The organism is Streptomyces sp. D2-8 (assembly GCF_023184515.1).
GTDB lineage: Bacteria > Actinomycetota > Actinomycetes > Streptomycetales > Streptomycetaceae > Streptomyces.
This window is the reverse complement of sequence record NZ_JAAHBP010000017.1, coordinates 122,592-142,500: the sequence shown is the minus strand read 5'-3', so window position 1 is coordinate 142,500 and position 19,909 is coordinate 122,592. Positions and strand designations below refer to the sequence as shown.

Genomic DNA, 19,909 nt, shown 5'->3' with positions numbered 1-19,909 from the left:
GCATTTCTGAAGCTGTGCGAAAACGGACTATCTCGCCGGTGAGGTGGGCGAATGCCTCCTAGCGGACCCGTGTCTTCGGCTCTCGCCAAGATGTGCCAGAGTTGCCACGTCCGCCCTGTCAGCACGTACCGTACGGCAGCACAGGTGGGACCAGGTGGGGCAGCGGGAAGGGGCAGCCGGTTTGACCACGCACGCACCGCAGGCGGCGCAGGCCGTCACGCTGCCCACGACGCTGGACGAGGCCGTCACGGCGCTCACCGCCGTGCCCGCCGCCGTGCCCGTCGCGGGCGGCACCGACCTGATGGCCGCCGTCAACTCCGGGCAGCTCAGGCCCGCCGCGCTGGTGGGACTCGGCCGGATCAGCGAGATCCGCGGCTGGCAGTACCTGGACGGTCACGCGCTGCTCGGCGCGGGCCTCACGCACGCGCGCATGGGCCGCCCCGACTTCGCGGCCCTGATCCCGGCGCTCGCCGCCGCAGCGCGCGCCGCGGGCCCGCCGCACATCCGCAACGCGGGCACCCTGGGCGGCAACATCGCCTCGGCCGCCCCCACCGGGGACGCGCTGCCGGTGCTGGCCGCCCTGGAGGCGACACTGATCATCGCGGGCCCGGGCGGAGCCCGCCGGGAGCTCCCCGTGTCGCACCTGCTGGCCGGGATGGACATGCTGCGCGCCGGCGAACTGATCGGCTACGTGCGCGTGCCGCTGCTGCACGCCCCGCAGGTCTTCCTGAAGGCGACCGGCCGGACCGGCCCGGGGCGCGCGGTGGCGTCCGTGGCCCTGGTCCTGGACCCCGCGCGCCGGGGTGTGCGCTGCGCGGTGGGCGCCATAGCGCCGATGCCGCTGCGGCCTCTGGAGGCCGAGCAGTGGGTCGGCAGCCTCATCGACTGGGACAACAACCGCGCGCTCGTCCCGGAGGCCCTGAACGCCTTCGGGGAGTACGTCGCCGCGGCCTGCATCCCCGACGCGGCGCCGGCCGAGGACGGCTCGGTCGCGCAGCTTCCGCCCGCCGTACTGCACCTGCGGCGCACCGTCGCCGCGCTGGCCCGACGAGCACTGGGGAGGGCGCTGTCGTGACCGACGACCAGCACGGAGAGGGCACGCCCCGGGGCGGCAGCCGCTGGGACCCGCTGCCCCACGGCGAGTACGACGACGGCGCCACGGCCTTCGTCGAACTCCCCGAGGGAGGCGTCGACGCCCTGCTGGCCGCCGACAGCCCCCTGGCCGCGCCCGGCCACGGCTACGTACCGCCGCAGATAACGGTCAACCCCGCGACGACGGCCGGAACCGACCCGGCGGCCACCGGCGCGTGGCCGGTGCCGGGTGCGCCGGTCGACGGGGCGCAGTGGCACGACCCGAACGCCGGGCACCAGTCGCACGGTCACGAGCACGGCGTGCACCAGCAGCAGGGCCACGACGTGCCCGAACAGCCGTACGGCGGCACCGACACGCCGTACGACCCCGGGACGCCCTACGGCTCCGACGCGACGGCGCCGCAGCACGGCGGGGACGACCGGTTCACGTACAACCCGGGGGCGACCGGGCAGTGGAACTTCGAGGAGACCGCGGCAGCGGCCGAGGGCGCGCCCGGCCATGACGTGACCGGGCAGTGGTCCATCCCCGTCGCCGGCGGTGACCTTCCGGACGAATCGGGCGAGTTCACCACGTCCTCGCTGGTCGAGCAGTGGGGCGGCACCCCGCCGGCCACGCTGCCGGGCGGCGCGCCCGCGCCCTGGGCGACGCAGGCCGCGGGCCGGCCGTGGGGGCAGGACCCGCAGGACCCGGCGGCGCAGGAGGAGGCCCGGCCGGGCTACCCCCACGAGCACGGGCAGGGGCAGGGCGACGCGGGACCGGCCGCCGGATACGCGCCGGAGCAGCAGGCCGCCGGGCCGCTGCCGCAGGAGACGGACCCGGAGGGCGGACCCGGACACCCGCAGGACGCGCACGCGCGGGGGGCCCACGAGGACACCGGCCACGCGCACCCCCCCGGGGAGTTCGGCCATGCGCCGGAGCCGCCGGGCAGCGCCGGCCACGGCCCGGAGGCGCCGGGCGACGCTCACGCGCCCGAGCCGCCGGGGAGCGCCGCGTACGCGCCGGGGGAGCCCGGGGCGGCCGGTCACGGGGCGGAGTCGTCCCGTTTCACCGACCACGGGCCGGAGCAGTCCGGCTTCGCCGACCACGGGCCGGAACACTCCGACTTCGCCGGGCACGAGCCGGAACACTCCGACTACGCCGGGCACGGGCCGGAGCAGTCCGACTTCCCCGAGCACGAGCCGGAACACTCCGACTACGCCGGGCACGGGCCGGAGGCGTCCGGCACCGCCGGTCACCCGATGCCCGCTCACGCGTCCGGGCAGCCGTACCCCGAGGCCCCCGGCGAGTACCCCGGGGAGCCCGTGCCCGAGGCGCACCCGGAGGCCGCCGCGCTCCCGCAGGACGCCCAGGACGCCTCACAGGACGCTCCCGGACCCGGTGAGCCCTCCGAGGACTTTCCAGGGGCCCCAGAGGCCGCTGACAGCCCCACCGAGGCCGCTTCCGGGCTCCTCGCGGACGCCGACGCCGACACCGGCCCGGAGACCGCCGACGGCGAGACCGAGGACGACCCGTCCCCGGGCGAGGACCCGGACACCGCCGCGACCGACCCGGTCGGCAGCCCGGACGCCCTGGCCGTCGCCGCCCCCCACGACGTACCCCCCGCCGCCCCCCATGAGGAACACCCCCTCGCCTCCTACGTCCTGCGCGTCAACAGCACCGACCGCCCCGTCACCGACGCGTGGATCGGCGAGTCCCTGCTGTACGTGCTGCGTGAGCGGCTCGGACTCGCCGGCGCCAAGGACGGCTGCTCGCAGGGCGAGTGCGGCGCGTGCAACGTCCAGGTCGACGGGCGGCTCGTGGCGTCCTGCCTGGTCCCGGCCGTGACCGCCGCCGGCAGCGAGGTCCGTACCGTCGAGGGCCTGGCCGGGGACGGGCAGCCGTCGGACGTGCAGCGGGCGCTCGCGCGCTGCGGCGCCGTCCAGTGCGGCTTCTGCGTCCCGGGCATGGCGATGACCGTGCACGACCTCCTGGAGGGCAACCCGGCGCCCACGGAGCTGGAGACCCGCCAGGCGCTGTGCGGCAACCTGTGCCGCTGCTCCGGCTACCGGGGCGTGGTGGACGCCGTCAAGGAGGTCGTCGCCGAACGCGAGGCCCACTCCGGGCCCGCCGACGGCGACACCGACGAGGCCCGCATCCCGCACCAGGCGGGCCCCGGCGCCGGTGGCGTGAACGCGTCGGCCTTCGGAGCGCCCCCGGAACCGCACACCCCGGAACCGCACTCCCCAGAACCGCATGAGCAGCCCTACGGCCGGGACGGAGGCCCCGCGTGAGCAACGAAGCAGCCACCGCTCAGGCCGCGGAGGCCGCCCCCGCCCCCGAACCGCTTCCGCACGGCATCGGCGCCTCGCTCCCGCCCGCCGACGCCCGCGCCAAGACGGAGGGCACCTTCCCGTACGCCGCCGACCTGTGGGCCGAGGGCCTGCTGTGGGCGGCCGTGCTGCGCTCACCGCACCCGCACGCGCGCATCGTGTCCATCGACACCTCCCACGCGCGTGAGATGCCCGGCGTCCGCGCCGTCGTCACCCACGAGGACATCCCCGGCAGGCCGTTGCACGGCCGCGCCACGGCCGACCGCCCGGTCTTCGCCTCCGAGGTCGTGCGCCACCACGGCGAGCCCATCGCGGCCGTCGCCGCCGACCACCCGGACACCGCGCGCATGGCGGCGGCCGCCGTCATCGTCGAGTACGAGGTGCTCGACCCGGTGACCGACCCGGAGCAGGCCTTCGAGGCCGAGCCGCTGCACCCCGACGGCAACCTGATCCGGCACATCCCGCTGCGCCACGGCGACCCCGAGGCGGCCGGCGAGATCGTCGTCGAGGGCCTGTACCGCATCGGCCGCCAGGACCCCGCGCCCATCGGCGCCGAGGCGGGCCTGGCCGTGCCGCGCCCGGACGGCGGGGTGGAGCTGTACCTCGCCTCCACCGACCCGCACGCCGACCGCGACGCGGCCGCCGCCGCCTTCGACCTGGAACCCGAGCGCGTCAAGATCGTCGTGACCGGCGTCCCCGGGGCCACCGCCGACCGCGAGGACCAGAGCTTCCAGCTCCCGCTCGGCCTGCTGGCGCTGCGCACCGGCTGCCCGGTGAAGCTCACCGCCACGCGCGAGGAGTCCTTCCTCGGCCACGTCCACCGGCACCCCACCCTGCTGCGCTACCGCCACCACGCCGACGCCGAGGGCAGACTCGTCAAGGTCGAGGCGCAGATCCTGCTCGACGCGGGCGCCTACGCCGACACCTCCGCCGAGGCCCTGGCCGCCGCCGTCGCCTTCGCCTGCGGCCCGTACGTCGTCCCGAACGCCTTCATCGAGGGCTGGGCCGTACGCACCAACAACCCCCCGTCCGGCCACGTACGCGGCGAGGGCGCCATGCAGGTCTGCGCCGCCTACGAGGCGCAGATGGACAAGATCGCGAAGAAGCTCGGCATCGACCCGGCGGAAGTGCGCCTGCGCAACGCCCTGGCGACCGGTGACGTGCTGCCGACCGGCCAGACCGTGACCTGCCCGGCCCCCGTCGCCGAACTCCTCCAGGCCGTACGGGACTTCCCGCTGCCGCCGCTGCCCAAGGACACGCCCGAGGACGAGTGGCTGCTGCCCGGCGGGCCCGAGGGCGCGGGCGAACCGGGCGCGGTGCGCCGGGGCGTGGGCTACGGCGTGGGCATGGTGCACATGCTCGGCGCCGAGGGCGCGGACGAGGTCTCCACGGCGACCGTGAAGGTCCACGACGGCGTCGCGACGGTCCTGTGCGCGGCCGTCGAGACCGGTCAGGGCTTCACGACCCTGGCCCGGCAGATCGTTCAGGAGACGCTCGGCGTCGACGAGGTGCACGTCGCGCCGGTCGACACCGACCAGCCCCCGGCGGGCGCGGGCTGCCGCGGCCGCCACACCTGGGTGTCGGGCGGGGCGGTGGAGCGCGCGGCGAAGATGGTCCGCACGCAGCTCCTCCAGCCGCTCGCCCACAAGTTCGGCATGTCGACGGAGCTGCTCCAGATCACCGACGGAAAGATCACGTCGTACGACGGAGTCCTCTCCACGACCGTCACCGAGGCGCTGGACGGCAAGGAACTGTGGGCCACCGCCCAGTGCCGCCCGCACCCGACCGAGCCGCTGAACGAGACCGGCCAGGGCGACGCCTTCGTGGGCATGGCCTTCTGCGCGATCCGCGCGGTGGTGGACGTGGACATCGAGCTCGGTTCCGTACGGGTCGTGGAACTGGCCGTCGCCCAGGACGTGGGCCGCGTCCTGAACCCGGCCCAGCTCACCGCCCGGATCGAGGCGGGTGTGACCCAGGGCCTGGGCATCGCCCTCACGGAGAACCTCCGCACGCCGCGCGGCATCGTCCGCCACCCCGACCTGACCGGTTACGCCCTCCCGACCGCCCTCGACGCGCCCGACATCCGCATCGTCCGGCTGGTCGAGGAACGGGACGTGGTCGCCCCCTTCGGGGCCAAGGCCGTCAGCGCGGTGCCGGTGGTGACGTCCCCGGCGGCCATCGCGTCCGCCGTCCGGGCCGCGACGGGCCGCCCCGTGAACCGGCTCCCGATCCGCCCGCAGGCCGCGGTGGTCACGGAACGGGCCTGAGGCCGGTGCCTCCCGCGGGGCCCGCCCGGGCCCCGCGCATCGGACTCCACTCCATCCTCGTGAAACTGACACCGCGCCAGAGAGTGAAAGCGATTTCTGCGAAAAGGGAACGCGCGAGGGTGCTCTGAGCGTCTTGTGAGGTGACGCGGCGTGGTCGCCGGGCGCGCGTCGCAGTTCCGGGGCGCTGTCAGTGGTGGGGCGTACTGTTCTGGGCAGTGGGGAACGGCTGCCGGGCTGGGCCGGGCGGTCTGCCGTGCTCCGCCAGGGGACGGTGAGCAAGCACATGCGGGGGAGCCCATGAGTACGACCGACGCCGTTTCCGCGGTGATCACCCTGACCGAGTCCGAGCTGGACCCGTGGGTGACGCACACGTCCACGCGGCACTGGCTGACCGGCCCCGGGCTGCCCTGCGACAGCGGTGTGCTGAGCTTCGCGGAGCTGCGCCGCGAGGGCCTGCGCACGGTCGCCGACTCGACGGGCGACCCGGACGACCGCCTCTCGGCGGAGCTGCGCGAGCAGCTGGTGATAGGCGGACTGCTGGGCCCCGGAGGCCTGGAGGCGGAGTCGGTCCTGCTGGACGGCGCGACGGGCGAGATCTCGACGACGTACGTCCTGTACGACCGCCCCGACCTGATGGACCGCCGCCCCCTGGCCCCCTCCCTGCGGACGCTGGTCCGCTTCGCGGAGGCCACGGACGAACTGGCGGGCCTGCGCGGCCAGTTCGCCTCCTACGCCGGCCGCTACGGCCCCAAGGCGGTGGCGGAGGCGTCCCAGCACCTGCTGGCGGTGTTCCGCGACGGCGCGGACGGCGAACCGGCCCCGTTCTGGAAGATGGCGGCACTGATCCGCCCCCTGTCCCTGGTGGCGGGCCGGGGCGGCGCGTCCGGCCTCTCCCTGGACCTCCCGCACCGCCTCCTGGACCAGGAGTTCGGCCCCGGCAAGGTGGCGCGCTTCGAGGACGTCGACTTCCCCGCGACCCTCACGCACGAACCGACCCGCCGCTTCCTGCGCGAGGTGGGTCTGCCGGAGGACGCTAACGTCTTCTCCCTGGACACGGACGTCCCCTTGGCGACGCTCGCCGAGTACTACGCCGACACCGGCGCCCCGGCGGACCTTCCCGCCGGGGCCCACCGACTGCTCCGCCTCGGCCACCTGGTCGAGGACAACAGCCTGGTCGTCGACGGCGCTACGGGCGCGGTCCTGAACTGGAGCGAACCCGAGGCGACGCTGTACCCGCTCAACACGGACGTGTCGACCCTCGCCTTCACCCTCTGGCTCCTGCACCGCGAGCGCGCGATAGACGCCCAGTCGTCCCACGAGCTGACGACCGACACCTACGACCAGCTGGCCATGACGATGCTCCAGGTCCTGTCGACGGTGGACCCGACGGGCGTGACCGCGGGCGGAACGGTCCGTCACTACTGGACGGACGCGTTCCAGGACGAGGCGGGCGGGGTGCTCTGACGGGGCTGCCGTCAGGCGGACTTGGCGGCGCTGCGGCGGCGTACGGCGAACACCAGGCCGCCACCGATCACCGCCGCGGCAGCCGCTGCACCGGCGAGGAGCGGGGTGCCGTCGGAGCCGGTGGAGGCGAGGTTGCCGCCGGTGGTGCTGCCGGTCGTGGAGCCGGTGGAGCCACCGGTCGAGGTGCCGGTCGAGGCCGTGGCCGAGGGGGAGGCGGTGGAGCCCGTGCCGCCGGCGGCCTGGCCCTCCGGGGCGTTGCCGTTCCCGCCGTTGCCGGAGCCACCGTCCGCGCCGTCCGAGGGGCTCGGCTCCGGCTCGTAGTCGCTCGGCAGGTCGATGCTGATCACGGCGGTGTTGTTGGCGCGGTTCGTGTCGTACTTCGGGGCGATGTCGTAGACGGACGACGCCTTGACCTCGCCCTCGGTGTCCTGCGCGGACTTCTTGATCTTCAGCGTGAACGTGTAGGCCAGGGACTGGCCGGCGTCGAGGGTCCCGTCCTGCGGCCAGCACACGTACTTGGGCTTGCCCGTGGTCCCCTGCGGCCCGCTCGGCCCGTCGATCCCGAACGGCGCGCAGTCCTTGGGCACACCGACGGCGACGGTGCCCGGCGGGATCTGCACCAGCAGCCCGGGGAGGTCGTCGCTCTCCTGGTTCTGCACCCAGCCGGGGCCGTCGTTGCGCAGAGTCGCCGTCACCGACTGCTCGCCGCCCGCCAGCGCCTCGGTGTCCTCACCGACCGCGACGAGGTCGGCGGTGTTGTCGGCGGTCAGGGTGAGCCGCCGGTAACTGTCGTCGAACCCCTCGCCTGGCGCCTCACCGCTCGCGCTCGTGCCGTACTCGACGGCCTCCATCAGGGCGTGGTCCAGCGCCTTGAACCGGACGGGCGTGGTGACGGAGGCGCCGGGCTCGATGACCGTGTCGAGCTCGCAGAGGGCCTGCCTGACCTGGTCCTTGACGGTCGAGTAGGTGCAGCCCTTCACCTGCTCGGGGAAGTCCAGCCCGCGCGTCAGACGCACCCGGAAGGTGACCCCGTCCACGGCGGCCGTGCCCTGGTTGGTGAGGGTGACGGACTTGTCGTACACCTCACCCGGCTTGGGAGCCGCGGACGGCAGGGCCGACACGACCAGCTCGGGCCCGCCCTCCTCGGCCTGAGCCAGGGGCGCGGCGGCAGCGGGACCGGCGACGGCGATCACGGCAGCGGCCAGGACGGCTGCCGAGGGGCGGAGGTGCACGGTTCTTCTCCTCGTCGGAATTCCTCGTCGGCCCGGGGCACGACGACCGGAGCGTCGGCTACCGGTCATGTCCTGGACACCTGAGTGCCGCTCGGGGTTGTGCGCGACTTACCCCAGCGGGGAACCGGCCAGCCCGGACACCCCTGGCGGATTGCCCCGTTGCGCCCTGAACGCGCCCTTCCCCCCTCCCGGACCCGCGCACATGCTCGGGCCATGGGGGACACAGACGAGTCGAGCATCATCCCGTTACCCGACCCCGACGGACACCGGCAGCGGCCACCGGACGCGCCACAGCCGTGGGAGAGGACCGACCGGGCCCAGGCCGTGATGGAAGGCGCCACCGGGCCCGAGCCGCCCGCTCCGCCGCTCTGCCCCCACTGCGGGCTGGCCGGTGATCGGCGTGTCACCTATTACGGCCTGCACGTCCTCCTCGAACCGGGCATGCCGGTACCCGCACACAGAGTGCCCGTCTGGCACCGCTGGTACGTCGACTCCAACGGGACGGCGTGGAACAGCCGCGAGGACGAGCCCGCGCCCGGCGCCGTGTGCCGCGTCCCGCACCGCATCACCTGCCCCGGCCTGAGCCTGGAGGAGGCCGGCCTCTGGCGATGGCTGGACGCCGCCCGCGCGGTGAACGCGCGCAGGGCGCGACGAAAGGCCGACGAGGACACGGACCCGGCAGCACTTCCGGATGCCGGCTGACAGTGGAGCGGGGCTGAACTCGGTGCATCGACCGTAGGCCGGGGTGGTGTGGGGGTGGGGCTCAAGGGCATCGCGGGGGCTGCAACGCGACTGCCGTACGCCGTTCATGAAGGGGTGGCCGAAAACGGGAGGCGTACGACCAAGGTCTCAGGCGGGGACCGTCTCGGGACAGGGGTCAAAGGGGGGCGTGGACCTTACGCTGGCGGGCATGACCGTCCCGAAGCCGCGTGATGCCGATGTCGTGGAGGCTCCTGACCTGCCCTCGCTCGCCGAGAGCGAGACGGGTGTGCTGGGGGCGGCATACAGGGCGTTGAGTGTCGGGATCGTCTCCGTCGTGCTGCTCATCGCCTTCGAGGCGACCGCCGTGGGGACGGCGATGCCCGTCGCGGCCCGGGAGCTGGACGGGGTGTCGCTGTACGCGTTCGCGTTCTCCGGGTACTTCACGACCAGCCTGTTCGGGATGGTGCTCTCCGGGCAGTGGTCGGACCGGCACGGCCCTCTCGGGCCGTTGACGACGGGCATCGCCTCCTTCGGCGCCGGGCTGCTGCTGTCCGGGACCGCCGGGACGATGTGGGTGTTCATCCTGGGCCGGGCCGTGCAGGGGTTCGGCGGCGGGCTGGTGATCGTCGCGCTGTACGTCGTCGTCGGGCGGGCCTATCCGGAGCGGCTGCGGCCGGCCATCATGGCCGCGTTCGCCGCGAGTTGGGTGCTGCCGTCGATCGTCGGCCCGCTCGCCGCCGGCACGGTGACCGAACAGCTGGGGTGGCGATGGGTGTTCGTCGGGATACCCCTGCTCGTCGTCTTCCCGCTCGCGCTCGCCCTGCCGCAGATACGGCGTCGGGCGTCCGGACCGGCGGGGCAGACCGCCGCGAAGTCCGCCGCGGCGGAGAGCCCCGCCCAGGCGGACCTGCCCGTCCCCGCGGAACGGACCGCCCTCGCGGACCGACCTGTCACCTCGGACCCGGCGCGGGCAACGGCCCCGGCACAGACAACCGACCGGCCCGTCACGTCGGACGCCGCGCGGACCAACGACCGGTCCGTCACGGCAGCCCGCGTGCGGACAACCGACCAGCCCGCCCCGCCCGACAACCCGCCCGCCTCCTTCGACCGCCGGCGCATTCGGCTCGCCCTGGCCATCTCCCTGGGCGCCGGGCTGCTCCAGTACGCCGCCCAAGACCTGCGCCCGCTCTCGCTCCTGCCCGGTGCCGTGGGCGTGGCCCTGCTCGTGCCGGCCGTGCTCGGGCTGCTCCCGCGCGGCACGTACCGGGCCGCCCGCGGGCTGCCGTCCGTCGTGTTGCTGCGCGGCGTCGCCGCCGGATCCTTCATCGCCGCCGAGTCGTTCGTGCCGCTGATGCTGGTCACGCAGCGCGGGCTCAGTCCGACGCTGGCCGGGTTATCGCTCGCCGCGGGCGGGGGGACGTGGGCGCTGGGCTCGTGGGTGCAGTCGCGGTCGCGGGTGGAGCCGTACCGGGAGCGGCTGACCACGGTCGGGATGATGCTGGTGGCGGCGGCCATCGCCACGGCACCGAGCGTGCTGGTCGACTCCGTGCCCGTCTGGACCGTGGCCGTCGCCTGGGCCTTCGGCTGCTTCGGAATGGGGCTCGTGATCTCCTCCACGAGCGTCCTCCTCCTCAAGCTCTCCGCCCCCGAGGAGGCCGGCACCAACTCCGCCGCCCTCCAGATCTCCGACGGCCTCTCCAACGTCGTCCTGCTGTCCGCGGGCGGCGCCGCCTTCGCCGCGCTGGGCGGCGGCACCGTGACCCACTCGGCCACCCACACCTCCGGCTCCCACCCGGCCGCCTTCACCGCGGTGTTCCTGCCGATGGCGGCGGTGGCGCTGGCCGGGGCCTGGGTGTCGACACGGCTGCGGGAGCGACGGCCGTAGAGGCGGCCGTCGACCTGGCCGGGGCGGACCAGGACACGGCCTATGTGCTGGTCGTCGACGTCGCCTCCGGGGCCGAGGGGGAGGTCGGGAGGATCGCCATGCGGCTGAGGGGGCTGTGACGTCGGTCCCACCCGCAGGTGACCCGGCCCGGTCCGCGCGTTGGCGGGGTTCGGGCGCCGGTAGGGTGGCCCGGTTGTCATACGTAGCCGAGCCGTCAGGCTCCTTCGCACGAGCCGCCCGACCCCCAACGGAGACCGTGACTACCACCGCCGGCACCAGCTCTGCCTCGCACCACCTGTCCCCGGCGTTCCCCGGCCGCGCCCCCTGGGGTACCGCCAGCAAGCTGCGCGCCTGGCAGCAGGGCGCGATGGACAAGTACATCCAGGAGCAGCCGCGGGACTTCCTGGCGGTCGCCACCCCCGGCGCCGGCAAGACGACCTTCGCGCTGACGCTGGCCTCCTGGCTGCTGCACCACCATGTCGTGCAGCAGGTGACCGTGGTGGCCCCGACCGAGCACCTGAAGAAGCAGTGGGCCGAGGCCGCGGCCCGGATAGGCATCAAGCTCGACCCGGAGTACAGCGCCGGGCCGCTCGGCCGGGAGTACCACGGGGTCGCCGTGACGTACGCCGGTGTGGGCGTCCGGCCCATGCTGCACCGCAACCGGGTGGAGCAGCGCAAGACGCTCGTCATCCTCGACGAGATCCACCACGCCGGTGACAGCAAGTCCTGGGGCGAGGCCTGCCTGGAGGCCTTCGAGCCCGCGACCCGGCGGCTCGCCCTGACCGGTACGCCCTTCCGGTCGGACACCAACCCCATCCCCTTCGTGACGTACGAGGAGGGCAACGACGGGATCCGGCGGTCCGCCGCCGACTACACCTACGGCTACGGCAACGCCCTCGCCGACAACGTCGTCCGGCCCGTCATCTTCCTCTCCTACAGCGGCAACATGCGCTGGCGCACCAAAGCCGGTGACGAGATCGCCGCCCGGCTCGGCGAGCCCATGACCAAGGACGCCATCAGCCAGGCCTGGCGGACCGCCCTCGACCCGCGCGGCGAGTGGATGCCCGCCGTGCTGCGTGCCGCCGACCAGCGGCTGACCGAGGTGCGGAAGGCCATTCCGGACGCGGGTGCGCTCGTCATCGCCGCGGACCAGGACTCCGCGCGTGCGTACGCCAAGCTGATCCGCGAGATCACCGGCAGCAAGGCCACGGTCGTGCTCTCCGACGACACCGGCGCCTCGAAGAACATCGACGACTTCAGTGCGAGCACCGACCGGTGGATGGTCGCGGTGCGGATGGTGTCCGAGGGCGTCGACGTGCCGCGGCTCGCGGTCGGGGTGTACGCCACCACCATCTCCACCCCGCTCTTCTTCGCCCAGGCCGTCGGGCGTTTCGTGCGGTCCCGGCGGCGCGGCGAGACCGCGTCGGTGTTCCTGCCGACCGTGCCCGACCTGCTCTCCTTCGCCAACGAGATGGAGCGCGAGCGCGACCACGTCCTCGACAAGCCCAAGAAGGAGGGCGAGGAGGACCCGTACGCCGAGTCCGAGAAGGAGATGGACGAGGCGAACCGGGAGCAGGACGAGGACACCGGTGAGCAGGAGCAGTTCTCCTTCGAGGCGCTGGAGTCCGAGGCCGTCTTCGACCGGGTCATGTACAACGGCGCCGAGTTCGGCATGCAGGCCCACCCGGGGAGTGAGGAGGAGCAGGACTACCTCGGCATCCCCGGGCTGCTGGAGCCCGACCAGGTGCAACTGCTGCTGCAGAAGCGGCAGGCCCGGCAGATCGCGCACAGCCGCAAGAAGCCGGACGAGGAAGCCGACCTGCTCGAAGTGCCCGCAGAGCGGCGGCCGGTGGTCTCCCACAAGGAGATGATGGAGCTGCGGCGGCAGCTCAACACGATGGTCGGCGCGTACGTCCACCAGAGCGGCAAGCCGCACGGGGTGATCCACACGGAGCTGCGGCGCGTGTGCGGGGGGCCTCCGGCGGCGGAGGCGACGGCCGGGCAGCTGCGGCAGCGGATCGCCAAGGTGCAGGAGTGGGCGACCCGGATGAAGTGACACCCTTCGTCGGCCCTGCCCGGACGGGTTCCGGATGTGTGGGTGTCGTGTGTGCTCTTGGTGCGGAGCGAGTCCCGTGTTGCACGTACCCGGGCAAACGGAGCCACCTGTGCCCGGATTCTGGACGGAGCCTTCCGCTCAGCGAACCTGCTTCGCTAGTGTCCCGCTACGCACACGCCCCGTGGCAGCGCCGCCGCGGAGCGCAGCCGTGAAGCGACGCGGTCCGGACAGGCCGGGCCGCCGGCCGATCGGCGGCCTCTGAAGCGCGTTGCCGACGGGACTCGGTGACGCATCCGCCGACCGAGGGGCCGCCGACCTCACCACTAAGGAGTGGGCGTCGTGACCGCGGAGACCTCTCAGACGCTCGACCGAGGACTGCGTGTCCTCAAGCTGCTCGCCGACACGGACCACGGGCTGACCGTGACCGAACTCTCCCTCCGGCTGGGAGTGAACCGGACCGTCGTGTACCGGTTGCTCGCCACGCTGGAGCAGCACGCCCTCATACGCCGTGACCTCGGCGGACGTGCCCGGGTCGGGCTCGGAGTGCTGCGCCTGGGACGGCAGGTCCATCCGCTGGTACGGGAGGCGGCGATGCCGGCGCTGCGGTCACTGGCCGAGGACATCGGCGCGACGGCGCATCTGACCCTGGTCGACGGGGCGGACGCGCTCGCCGTGGCCGTGGTGGAGCCGACCTGGACGGACTATCACGTCGCCTACCGCGCCGGATTCCGGCACCCGCTGGACCGGGGCGCCGCCGGCAAGGCGATCCTCGCGGCCCGGCAGCACCCGATGGCCGACCCCGGCTACATGCTCACGCACGGGGAGCTGGAGGCGGGCGCCTGCGGGGCGGCTGCGCCGCTGCTGGGCGTCACGGGCGTCGAGGGCAGCGTGGGTGTGGTGATGCTGGCGGAGGCGGTGCCGGAACGGGTGGGGCCGCGGGTCGTCGAAGCGGCCCGGGAGGTCGCGGAGGCGCTGCGCTGACAGCCGGCGCCGGCGCACGCCGAGTGCCCGGGCAGGGCCCCGGACGCCCTGGTCCCGGCCGTATCCCCCTCCCGCGTTAGATTGATCCCGTGTTCTCTCGCCTCACGCGCCCCCAGGCCATCGCCGTCTGCGCCCTGCCCGTCGTGGCCCTGCTCGCGACGGCGGTGTTCGCGCCGCTGCCGTTCTCGGTGGCGCAGCCGGGGCTGACGGCGAACGTGCTGGGCGAGAACAAGGGCACGCAGGTGATCACCATCTCCGGTGCGCCGGTCCGGGACACCCGGGGGCAGCTGCGGATGACCACGATCGAGGCGACCTCCCCGGACACCCGCGTCTCGCTCCCCGACGTCATCGACAGCTGGTTCCGCACGGACCAGGCGGTCATGCCGCGCGACTCCGTCTACCCGAGCGGGGACAGCGTCAAGGAGATCGAGCGGCACAACGAGAAGCAGATGAAGCAGTCCCAGGACGCGGCGACGCAGGCCGCGCTGGGGTACCTCGGCCTCGACGACAAGGACGTCGAGGTCAGCCTGAAGCTCGCGGACGTGGGCGGGCCCAGTGCGGGGCTGCTCTTCTCCCTCGGGATCATCGACAAGCTCGACGGCGACGGCACCGGCGGGGACCTCACGGGCGGCCGGGTCATCGCCGGTACGGGCACGATCGACGCGGCCGGCAGGGTCGGTGCGGTCGGGGGCGTCTCCCTCAAGACGCAGGCCGCGAAGCGGGACGGTGCGACGGTGTTCCTGGTGCCGAAGGCGGAGTGCGGGGACGCGCGGGCCGAGCTGCCGAAGGGGCTGCGGCTGATTCCGGTGACCACGCTGAAGAGCACGGTGAGTTCCCTGGTGGCCCTGGAGACGGGCAAGGGGTCGGTGCCCAGTTGTTAGTGGGCGGGGGCTGCCGTCCCCGGCCGGGTGGCGAGCCTTAAACCGACCTCTACGAGGGTCCAGCCGAGGCGCGCACGGAGGTCGTTCCGGGGTGCCGGACGGGGTTCGGTCTCGGCCCGGAGTTCGGTGGCGCGGGCGTGGTGCAGGGTGAGGTGGATGTCGGGGTGCATCTCAGTCCGTCCTGATCGGGAAGGCGTGGGTGTGGAGGCGGACCTGCTCGGCGCCGGGGGCGTCCTCGGCGGCCGCACGGTCGCGGTAGGTGTCGATCAGCGCGTGCATCTTCTCGACGAGCTCCTGCGTCAGTTCGGGCGTCAGCCGCAGGGTCGCGCTGCTCATGTCTCCGACGTGGCGCCACTCCTCGGGCCATGAGCCGCGGTTGCCCAGCCACGTCGACAGATCCCGGGTCTGCGTGGTGGCGACCTCGTGGAGGTACATGTCCGCAGCGCCGCGTACCGCCGGGTCCGAGTCGTCGAGCAGGTCGGTGTCGAAACGCAGGCCGCGGTAGGCCGCCTTCCACCACCGCTCGCGTCCCTTGCCGTGCTCGGGGGCGTCCTCGACGAAGCCGTACTCCGCGAGTTGGCGCAGGTGGTAGCTGGTGGCCCCGCTGGACTCGCCCAGCTTCGCGGCCAATTGCGAGGCGGTTGCCGGGCCGCCGAAACGCAGGGCGTCCAGCAACTGCATCCGCAGGGGGTGCGCGAGTCCGCGCAGGGATCGGGCGTCGAGTTGCCGTACGGGTGTCTTCTCGTTCTCGCTCACGATGCAAAGGTAGCGTTGCAAAGCCTCCGTTGCAACAGATTCTTTGCAACGGGTCCTTTGTAACTCACTCCTTGACGAACCCCTCCTCCACCAGCCAGTCCAGCGCCACCTGGTGCGGATCCTCCCCGTCCACATCCACCTTCGCGTTCAGCGTCTGTGCCACGGAGTTGTTCAGCTTCGCCGTCACCGGGTTCAGGACCTCCGCGATCGCCGGCCACTCCTTCAGGGACTTCGCGTTGATCATCGGCGCGGCGTTGTAGTTGGGGAAGAACTTCTTGTCGTCGTCCATCACCACCAGGTTCATGGACTTGATGCGCCCGTCGGTGGTGAACACCTCCCCGTACGTGCAGTTGCCCTTCGCGGTCTGCGTGTAGATGATCCCGGTGTCCATCTGCGTGATGTTCCGCGCCGGCACGTTCATGCCGTAGGCCTTCTGCATGCCCGGCAACCCGTCCGCCCGGTTCGCGAACTCGACCTCCACGCACAGCTTCACGGCCCCCGGGTCGGACTTCGCCAGCTTCGCCACGTCCGACATGGTCTTCGTGCCGTACTTCTTCGCGTTCTCCTGGTTCATCGCCAGCGCGTACGTGTTGTCGAGTGTCGACGGCGGCAGCCAGACCAGCCCGTTCTTCGCGTCCTCCTTCTTCACCGCCTCCCACTGCTGCTGTGGATCGGTGATCGGTTCGCTGTGCCCGAGGTACGTGATCCAGGCCGTGCCCGTGTACTCGTACCCGGCGTCCGCGTCGCCCTTGCGGACCGCCTCGCGGCTGCCGATGGAACCCTGGATGCCGGTGCGGTCGATCACGTCCGCGCCGGCCGCCTCGAACGCGATGCCCATGATCGCGCCGAGGATCAGCTGCTCGGTGAACGACTTCGACGTCACCGTCAGATGCGCGCCCTTCAGCGGCTCACCCCGCCCGATCGAGCCCGGTTCCACGTCATCGGTCAGGGGGGAGCCGCTGGTCAGGCCGCAGCCGGCCGCCGCCAACAGCAGGCCCGCCGCCGACAGGCACCCACGCCGCCTCATGGCTGCAACCCCCGCGGCCGCAGCATCAGTTCGGCGATCGACGCCAGCCAGTCCACCAGCAGCGCCAGCACCACCGTGAGGATCGACCCCAGCACCAGCACCGGCATCCGCTGGTTGGTGATGCCGGTCGTGATCAGCACGCCGAGACCGCCGCCCCCGCCGAAGACCGCCAGGGTCGCCGTACCGACGTTCAGGACGAGGGCCGTGCGCACGCCCGCCAGGATCAGCGGGACCGCGAGGGGGAGTTCCACCCGGGTCAGGACGCCCATCGGGGACATGCCGATGCCGCGGGCCGCCTCCAGCAGGGTCGGGTCGTTCGCCTTCAGGCCCGCGATCGTGTTGGCGAGCACGGGCAGGATGGCGTAGATGATGATGCCGATCAGGGCGGCCCTGCGGCCGATGCCCAGCCAGATCACCAGAAGGGCCAGCAGACCGATCGCCGGGGTCGCCTGGCCCATGTTGGCGAACGCCATCGCCACCGGGGTGGCCCTGCTCATCGCCCCGCGGGTCAGCACGATGCCCAGCGGGATCGCGATGATCAGCACGAAGAACGTGGAGATCACCGTCAGCTGGATGTGCTGCCACAGCGCCTTGGTGACCTGGCCGCCCGACAGGGCGTTACGGGTGAGCGCGTCCAGGTCGGCCTGCTCGAACCAGAGCCAGGTGCCGAGCAGCACCGCGATCAGGGCGACCGGCAGGAACGTCAGCTTCTGCCAGGTGAGGCGGGCGGGCCGGCGCTCCGGCTGCGGCGCCTCGTCGAGAGGCTCGGAGGTCTCCTCGACCTCCGTGGCCGTCACCGTTCCCCTCCCGGGCCGCTCACGCCCGCCGGGCCTGAGGCCCCCTCCTGCTCCGCGTGTGTCTGCGAGGCCCGCAGCGACTCCAGTTCGTGCTGGTGCTCCATCGCGTCGAGCCGGTCGGCCTCCAGCATCTCGTGCACGGAGTTCATGAGGGTCTCCATGTCGACGACGCCCGTGTACTCGCCGCGCCGCCCGGTCACCGCCACCCGCCCGGCGTTGTCGGTGAGCACCGCCTCCAGCGCGTCCCGCAGGGTCGCGTCCCGGGTGACCGTGTCGTGCACCAGGGTCCCGGCACGGGCCAGCGAGCCCCTCGCCCGCATCAGGTCGCCGCGCCGCAGCCACTTGTAGGGGCGGCCGCGCCGGTCGAGCAGCAGCACCTCGTTGCTGCCGCCGGCCCGCAGCCGGTTGAAGATCTGCTGCAACGGGTCGTCGACCGTGACCGTCGGATAGTCGGTGATCTCCACGTCCCGTACGCGGGTCAGGTTCAGCCGCTTCAGGGCCGCGCCGGCGCCGACGAACCCGGACACGAAGTCGTCGGCCGGGTTGGTCAGGATCGCCTCGGGGGAGTCGAACTGCGCGATGTGCGACCGCTCGCGCAGCACGGCGATCCGGTCGCCGATCTTGATCGCCTCGTCGAAGTCGTGGGTGACGAAGACGATCGTCTTGTGCAGCTCGTGCTGGAGCCGGATCAGCTCGTCCTGGAGGTGGTCCCGGGTGATCGGGTCCACCGCCCCGAACGGCTCGTCCATCAGCAGCACCGGGGGATCGGCGGCCAGCGCCCGGGCCACGCCCACGCGCTGCTGCTGCCCGCCGGAGAGCTGGCGCGGGTAGCGGCCGCGGAACTCCGCGGGGTCGAGACCGACGAGGTCGAGGAGTTCCTCGGTCCGTTCGGTGATCCGTGCCTTCGGCCAGCCGATCATCTTCGGGACGATCCCGATGTTCTGCGCGACCGTCATGTGCGGGAAGAGCCCGGCGGACTGGATGGCGTAGCCGACCTTGCGGCGCAGCTTGACCGGGTCCATGTCGGTGACGTCCTCGCCGCCGATGCGGATGCGGCCGCCGGTCGGCTCGATCAGCCGGTTGATCATCTTGAGGGTGGTCGACTTCCCGCAGCCCGACGGGCCGACGAAGACGACGACCTCGCCCGGCTTGATCTCCATGCTCACGTTGTCCACGGCCGGCTGCGCACTGCCGGGGTAGCGCTTGGTCAGGCTCTCCAACTCGATGGAGGCGCCGTGGTCGCCGGTCTCAGGCACGGATCCCCCTGGGAATGGTCAGCCGTCCGATCAGGACGTACGCGGCGTCGAACAGCAGCGCCAGGACGATGATGCCGAGCGTGCCCGCGAGGACCTGGTTGAGCGCGTTGGAGCTGCCCAGGGAGGCGAGGCCGCGGAAGATGACGTTGCCGAGACCGGGGCCGGAGGCGTAGGCGGCGATGGCCGCGATGCCCATCAGCATCTGGGTGGAGACCCGGATCCCGGTGAGGATCGGCGGCCAGGCCAGCGGCAGCTCGACCCGCAGCAGCCGGGCCGGCCGGGACATCCCGATGCCCGTGGCCGCGTCCACCAACGTGGGGTCGACCCCGCGCAGCCCGACGATCGCGTTGCGCACGACCGGCAGCAGCCCGTACAGCGTCAGCGCGATCACCGTGGGCGGCACACCGAGGCCCACGAGGGGGATGAGCAGACCGATCAGGGCGAGCGCCGGCACGGTCAGGATGGTGGCGGTGGTCGTGGTCGCGAGGTTCCCGGCCCACTCACTGCGGTAGGTGGCGACGCCGATCAGCACCCCGAGCACGGTCGCCACGACCATGCACTGGAAGACGGCGCTCGCGTGCTGGTAGGCGTCCGTGAGCAGCTGCTGGTGCCGGTTGACCAGGTACTCCCAGAAGTTCACACGCGCTCACCCCTACACGTCAGGTCTCCTCCGCGGCCTGCTCCACGAGCGGGATGATCCGCAGCGGAACGGGGTTCTCCATGACGATCGCCGTGGAGGCCCGGACGATGCCATCAAAACCGACGACCCGGTCGATCACACGCTGGAGATCGGCGTTGGAGCGGGCCACGAGCCGGCACAGCATGTCCCCGGTGCCGGTGGTCGTGTGCAGCTCCAGCACCTCCGGCACGGTCGCCAAGTGCGCCCGTACGTCAGCCCCTTGCCCCTGCCGGATCTGCAGCGTGGCGAACGCCGTGACGGGGTAGCCGAGCGCGGCCGGATCCACCTCGGGACCGAATCCGCGGATGACTCCGTTCGACTGAAGCCGGTCCAGCCGCGCCTGCGCGGTGCCCCGGGCCACCCCCAGCCGCCGGGACATCTCCAGCACCCCGATCCGCGGCTCCCGGGCGAGCAGCAGAATGATCCGGCCGTCCAGATGATCGATCGCCACAGCAGCCTCCCGGCATGGTCATCCTGTACAGAAGGGCCGTCGCTTCGGCCATATCGCTGAACAGATTGCCCAG

Annotated in this window: 16 protein-coding genes; 9 read left to right on the top strand and 7 right to left on the bottom strand. The window is 72.8% G+C overall.

Features of this window, described 5'->3' with window-relative positions:
* The first annotated feature begins 181 nt into the window (after window positions 1-181).
* The 4 genes from G3I77_RS26905 (at window position 182) to G3I77_RS26890 (ending at window position 7,133) form a co-directional block, all read left to right on the top strand.
* Window positions 182-1,075 (top strand): xanthine dehydrogenase family protein subunit M, encoded by an 894-nt coding sequence (locus G3I77_RS26905; protein ID WP_248507897.1) that lies wholly within the window; start codon window positions 182-184, stop codon window positions 1,073-1,075.
* On the top strand, window positions 1,072-3,363 hold the full coding sequence (locus G3I77_RS26900) for a 2Fe-2S iron-sulfur cluster-binding protein (RefSeq protein ID WP_248507895.1): 2,292 nt from the start codon (window positions 1,072-1,074) through the stop codon (window positions 3,361-3,363). The genes G3I77_RS26905 and G3I77_RS26900 overlap by 4 nt, the downstream gene beginning before the upstream one ends.
* The gene (locus G3I77_RS26895; RefSeq protein ID WP_248507893.1) at window positions 3,360-5,669 is read left to right on the top strand and encodes a molybdopterin cofactor-binding domain-containing protein; all 2,310 of its coding nucleotides are present in this window, start codon (window positions 3,360-3,362) and stop codon (window positions 5,667-5,669) included. The genes G3I77_RS26900 and G3I77_RS26895 overlap by 4 nt, the downstream gene beginning before the upstream one ends.
* 297 nt (window positions 5,670-5,966) lie before the next feature.
* Window positions 5,967-7,133 carry an SUKH-4 family immunity protein gene (locus G3I77_RS26890; protein ID WP_248507891.1) on the top strand — a complete coding sequence of 389 codons (1,167 nt, stop codon included), beginning with the start codon at window positions 5,967-5,969 and terminating at the stop codon, window positions 7,131-7,133.
* Between the two features lie 11 nt (window positions 7,134-7,144).
* Here G3I77_RS26890 and G3I77_RS26885 read toward each other — a convergent pair whose 3' ends face one another.
* Window positions 7,145-8,365, bottom strand: a complete 1,221-nt coding sequence (locus G3I77_RS26885) for an LAETG motif-containing sortase-dependent surface protein (protein ID WP_248507889.1) — start codon at window positions 8,363-8,365, stop codon at window positions 7,145-7,147.
* 213 nt (window positions 8,366-8,578) lie between these two features.
* On the opposite strand from G3I77_RS26885, the gene G3I77_RS26880 reads away from it, so the two are divergent.
* The 5 genes from G3I77_RS26880 to G3I77_RS26860 all read left to right on the top strand — a co-directional run bounded on the left by G3I77_RS26880 (window position 8,579) and on the right by G3I77_RS26860 (window position 14,870).
* A complete protein-coding gene (locus G3I77_RS26880) occupies window positions 8,579-9,067 on the top strand; it encodes a DUF6083 domain-containing protein (RefSeq protein WP_248507888.1) in 489 nt (162 codons plus the stop codon).
* Window positions 9,068-9,275: 208 nt separating this feature from the next.
* Window positions 9,276-10,952 carry an MFS transporter gene (locus G3I77_RS26875; RefSeq protein ID WP_248507886.1) on the top strand — a complete coding sequence of 559 codons (1,677 nt, stop codon included), beginning with the start codon at window positions 9,276-9,278 and terminating at the stop codon, window positions 10,950-10,952.
* A gap of 256 nt (window positions 10,953-11,208) precedes the next feature.
* Window positions 11,209-13,008, top strand: coding sequence for a DEAD/DEAH box helicase (locus G3I77_RS26870; RefSeq protein ID WP_248507884.1), 1,800 nt, complete (start codon window positions 11,209-11,211; stop codon window positions 13,006-13,008).
* A gap of 339 nt (window positions 13,009-13,347) precedes the next feature.
* The gene (locus tag G3I77_RS26865) at window positions 13,348-13,989 is read left to right on the top strand and encodes an IclR family transcriptional regulator (protein ID WP_248507882.1); all 642 of its coding nucleotides are present in this window, start codon (window positions 13,348-13,350) and stop codon (window positions 13,987-13,989) included.
* 89 nt (window positions 13,990-14,078) lie between these two features.
* A complete protein-coding gene (locus G3I77_RS26860) occupies window positions 14,079-14,870 on the top strand; it encodes a S16 family serine protease (RefSeq protein WP_248507881.1) in 792 nt (263 codons plus the stop codon).
* 171 nt (window positions 14,871-15,041) lie between these two features.
* Here the strand turns inward: G3I77_RS26860 and G3I77_RS26855 are convergent, their stop codons facing one another.
* The 6 genes from G3I77_RS26855 to G3I77_RS26830 form a co-directional block, all read right to left on the bottom strand.
* A complete protein-coding gene (locus tag G3I77_RS26855; protein ID WP_374386908.1) occupies window positions 15,042-15,629 on the bottom strand; it encodes an ArsR/SmtB family transcription factor in 588 nt (195 codons plus the stop codon).
* 61 nt (window positions 15,630-15,690) lie between these two features.
* Window positions 15,691-16,653 (bottom strand): glycine betaine ABC transporter substrate-binding protein, encoded by a 963-nt coding sequence (locus G3I77_RS26850; protein WP_248507879.1) that lies wholly within the window; start codon window positions 16,651-16,653, stop codon window positions 15,691-15,693.
* The gene (locus G3I77_RS26845; protein ID WP_248507878.1) at window positions 16,650-17,450 is read right to left on the bottom strand and encodes an ABC transporter permease; all 801 of its coding nucleotides are present in this window, start codon (window positions 17,448-17,450) and stop codon (window positions 16,650-16,652) included. Before G3I77_RS26845 ends, G3I77_RS26850 begins: the two co-directional genes overlap by 4 nt.
* The gene (locus G3I77_RS26840) at window positions 17,447-18,706 is read right to left on the bottom strand and encodes a betaine/proline/choline family ABC transporter ATP-binding protein (RefSeq protein WP_248507877.1); all 1,260 of its coding nucleotides are present in this window, start codon (window positions 18,704-18,706) and stop codon (window positions 17,447-17,449) included. The genes G3I77_RS26845 and G3I77_RS26840 overlap by 4 nt, the downstream gene beginning before the upstream one ends.
* Window positions 18,699-19,346, bottom strand: coding sequence for an ABC transporter permease (locus G3I77_RS26835; protein ID WP_248507876.1), 648 nt, complete (start codon window positions 19,344-19,346; stop codon window positions 18,699-18,701). Before G3I77_RS26835 ends, G3I77_RS26840 begins: the two co-directional genes overlap by 8 nt.
* A 19-nt stretch (window positions 19,347-19,365) precedes the next feature.
* Entirely contained in the window at window positions 19,366-19,836 is a 471-nt protein-coding gene (locus G3I77_RS26830; RefSeq protein WP_248507875.1) for an Lrp/AsnC family transcriptional regulator, read from the bottom strand.
* Window positions 19,837-19,909 lie beyond the last annotated feature (73 nt).

Bases quoted from the DNA above. Each gene is read 5' to 3' on its own strand.
- G3I77_RS26890 (WP_248507891.1), top strand. From the start codon at position 5,967: ATGAGTACGACCGACGCCGTTTCCGCGGTGATCACCCTGACCGAGTCC.
- G3I77_RS26880 (WP_248507888.1), top strand. From the start codon at position 8,579: ATGGGGGACACAGACGAGTCGAGCATCATCCCGTTACCCGACCCCGAC.
- G3I77_RS26875 (WP_248507886.1), top strand. From the start codon at position 9,276: ATGACCGTCCCGAAGCCGCGTGATGCCGATGTCGTGGAGGCTCCTGAC.
- G3I77_RS26850 (WP_248507879.1), bottom strand. From the start codon at position 16,653: ATGAGGCGGCGTGGGTGCCTGTCGGCGGCGGGCCTGCTGTTGGCGGCG.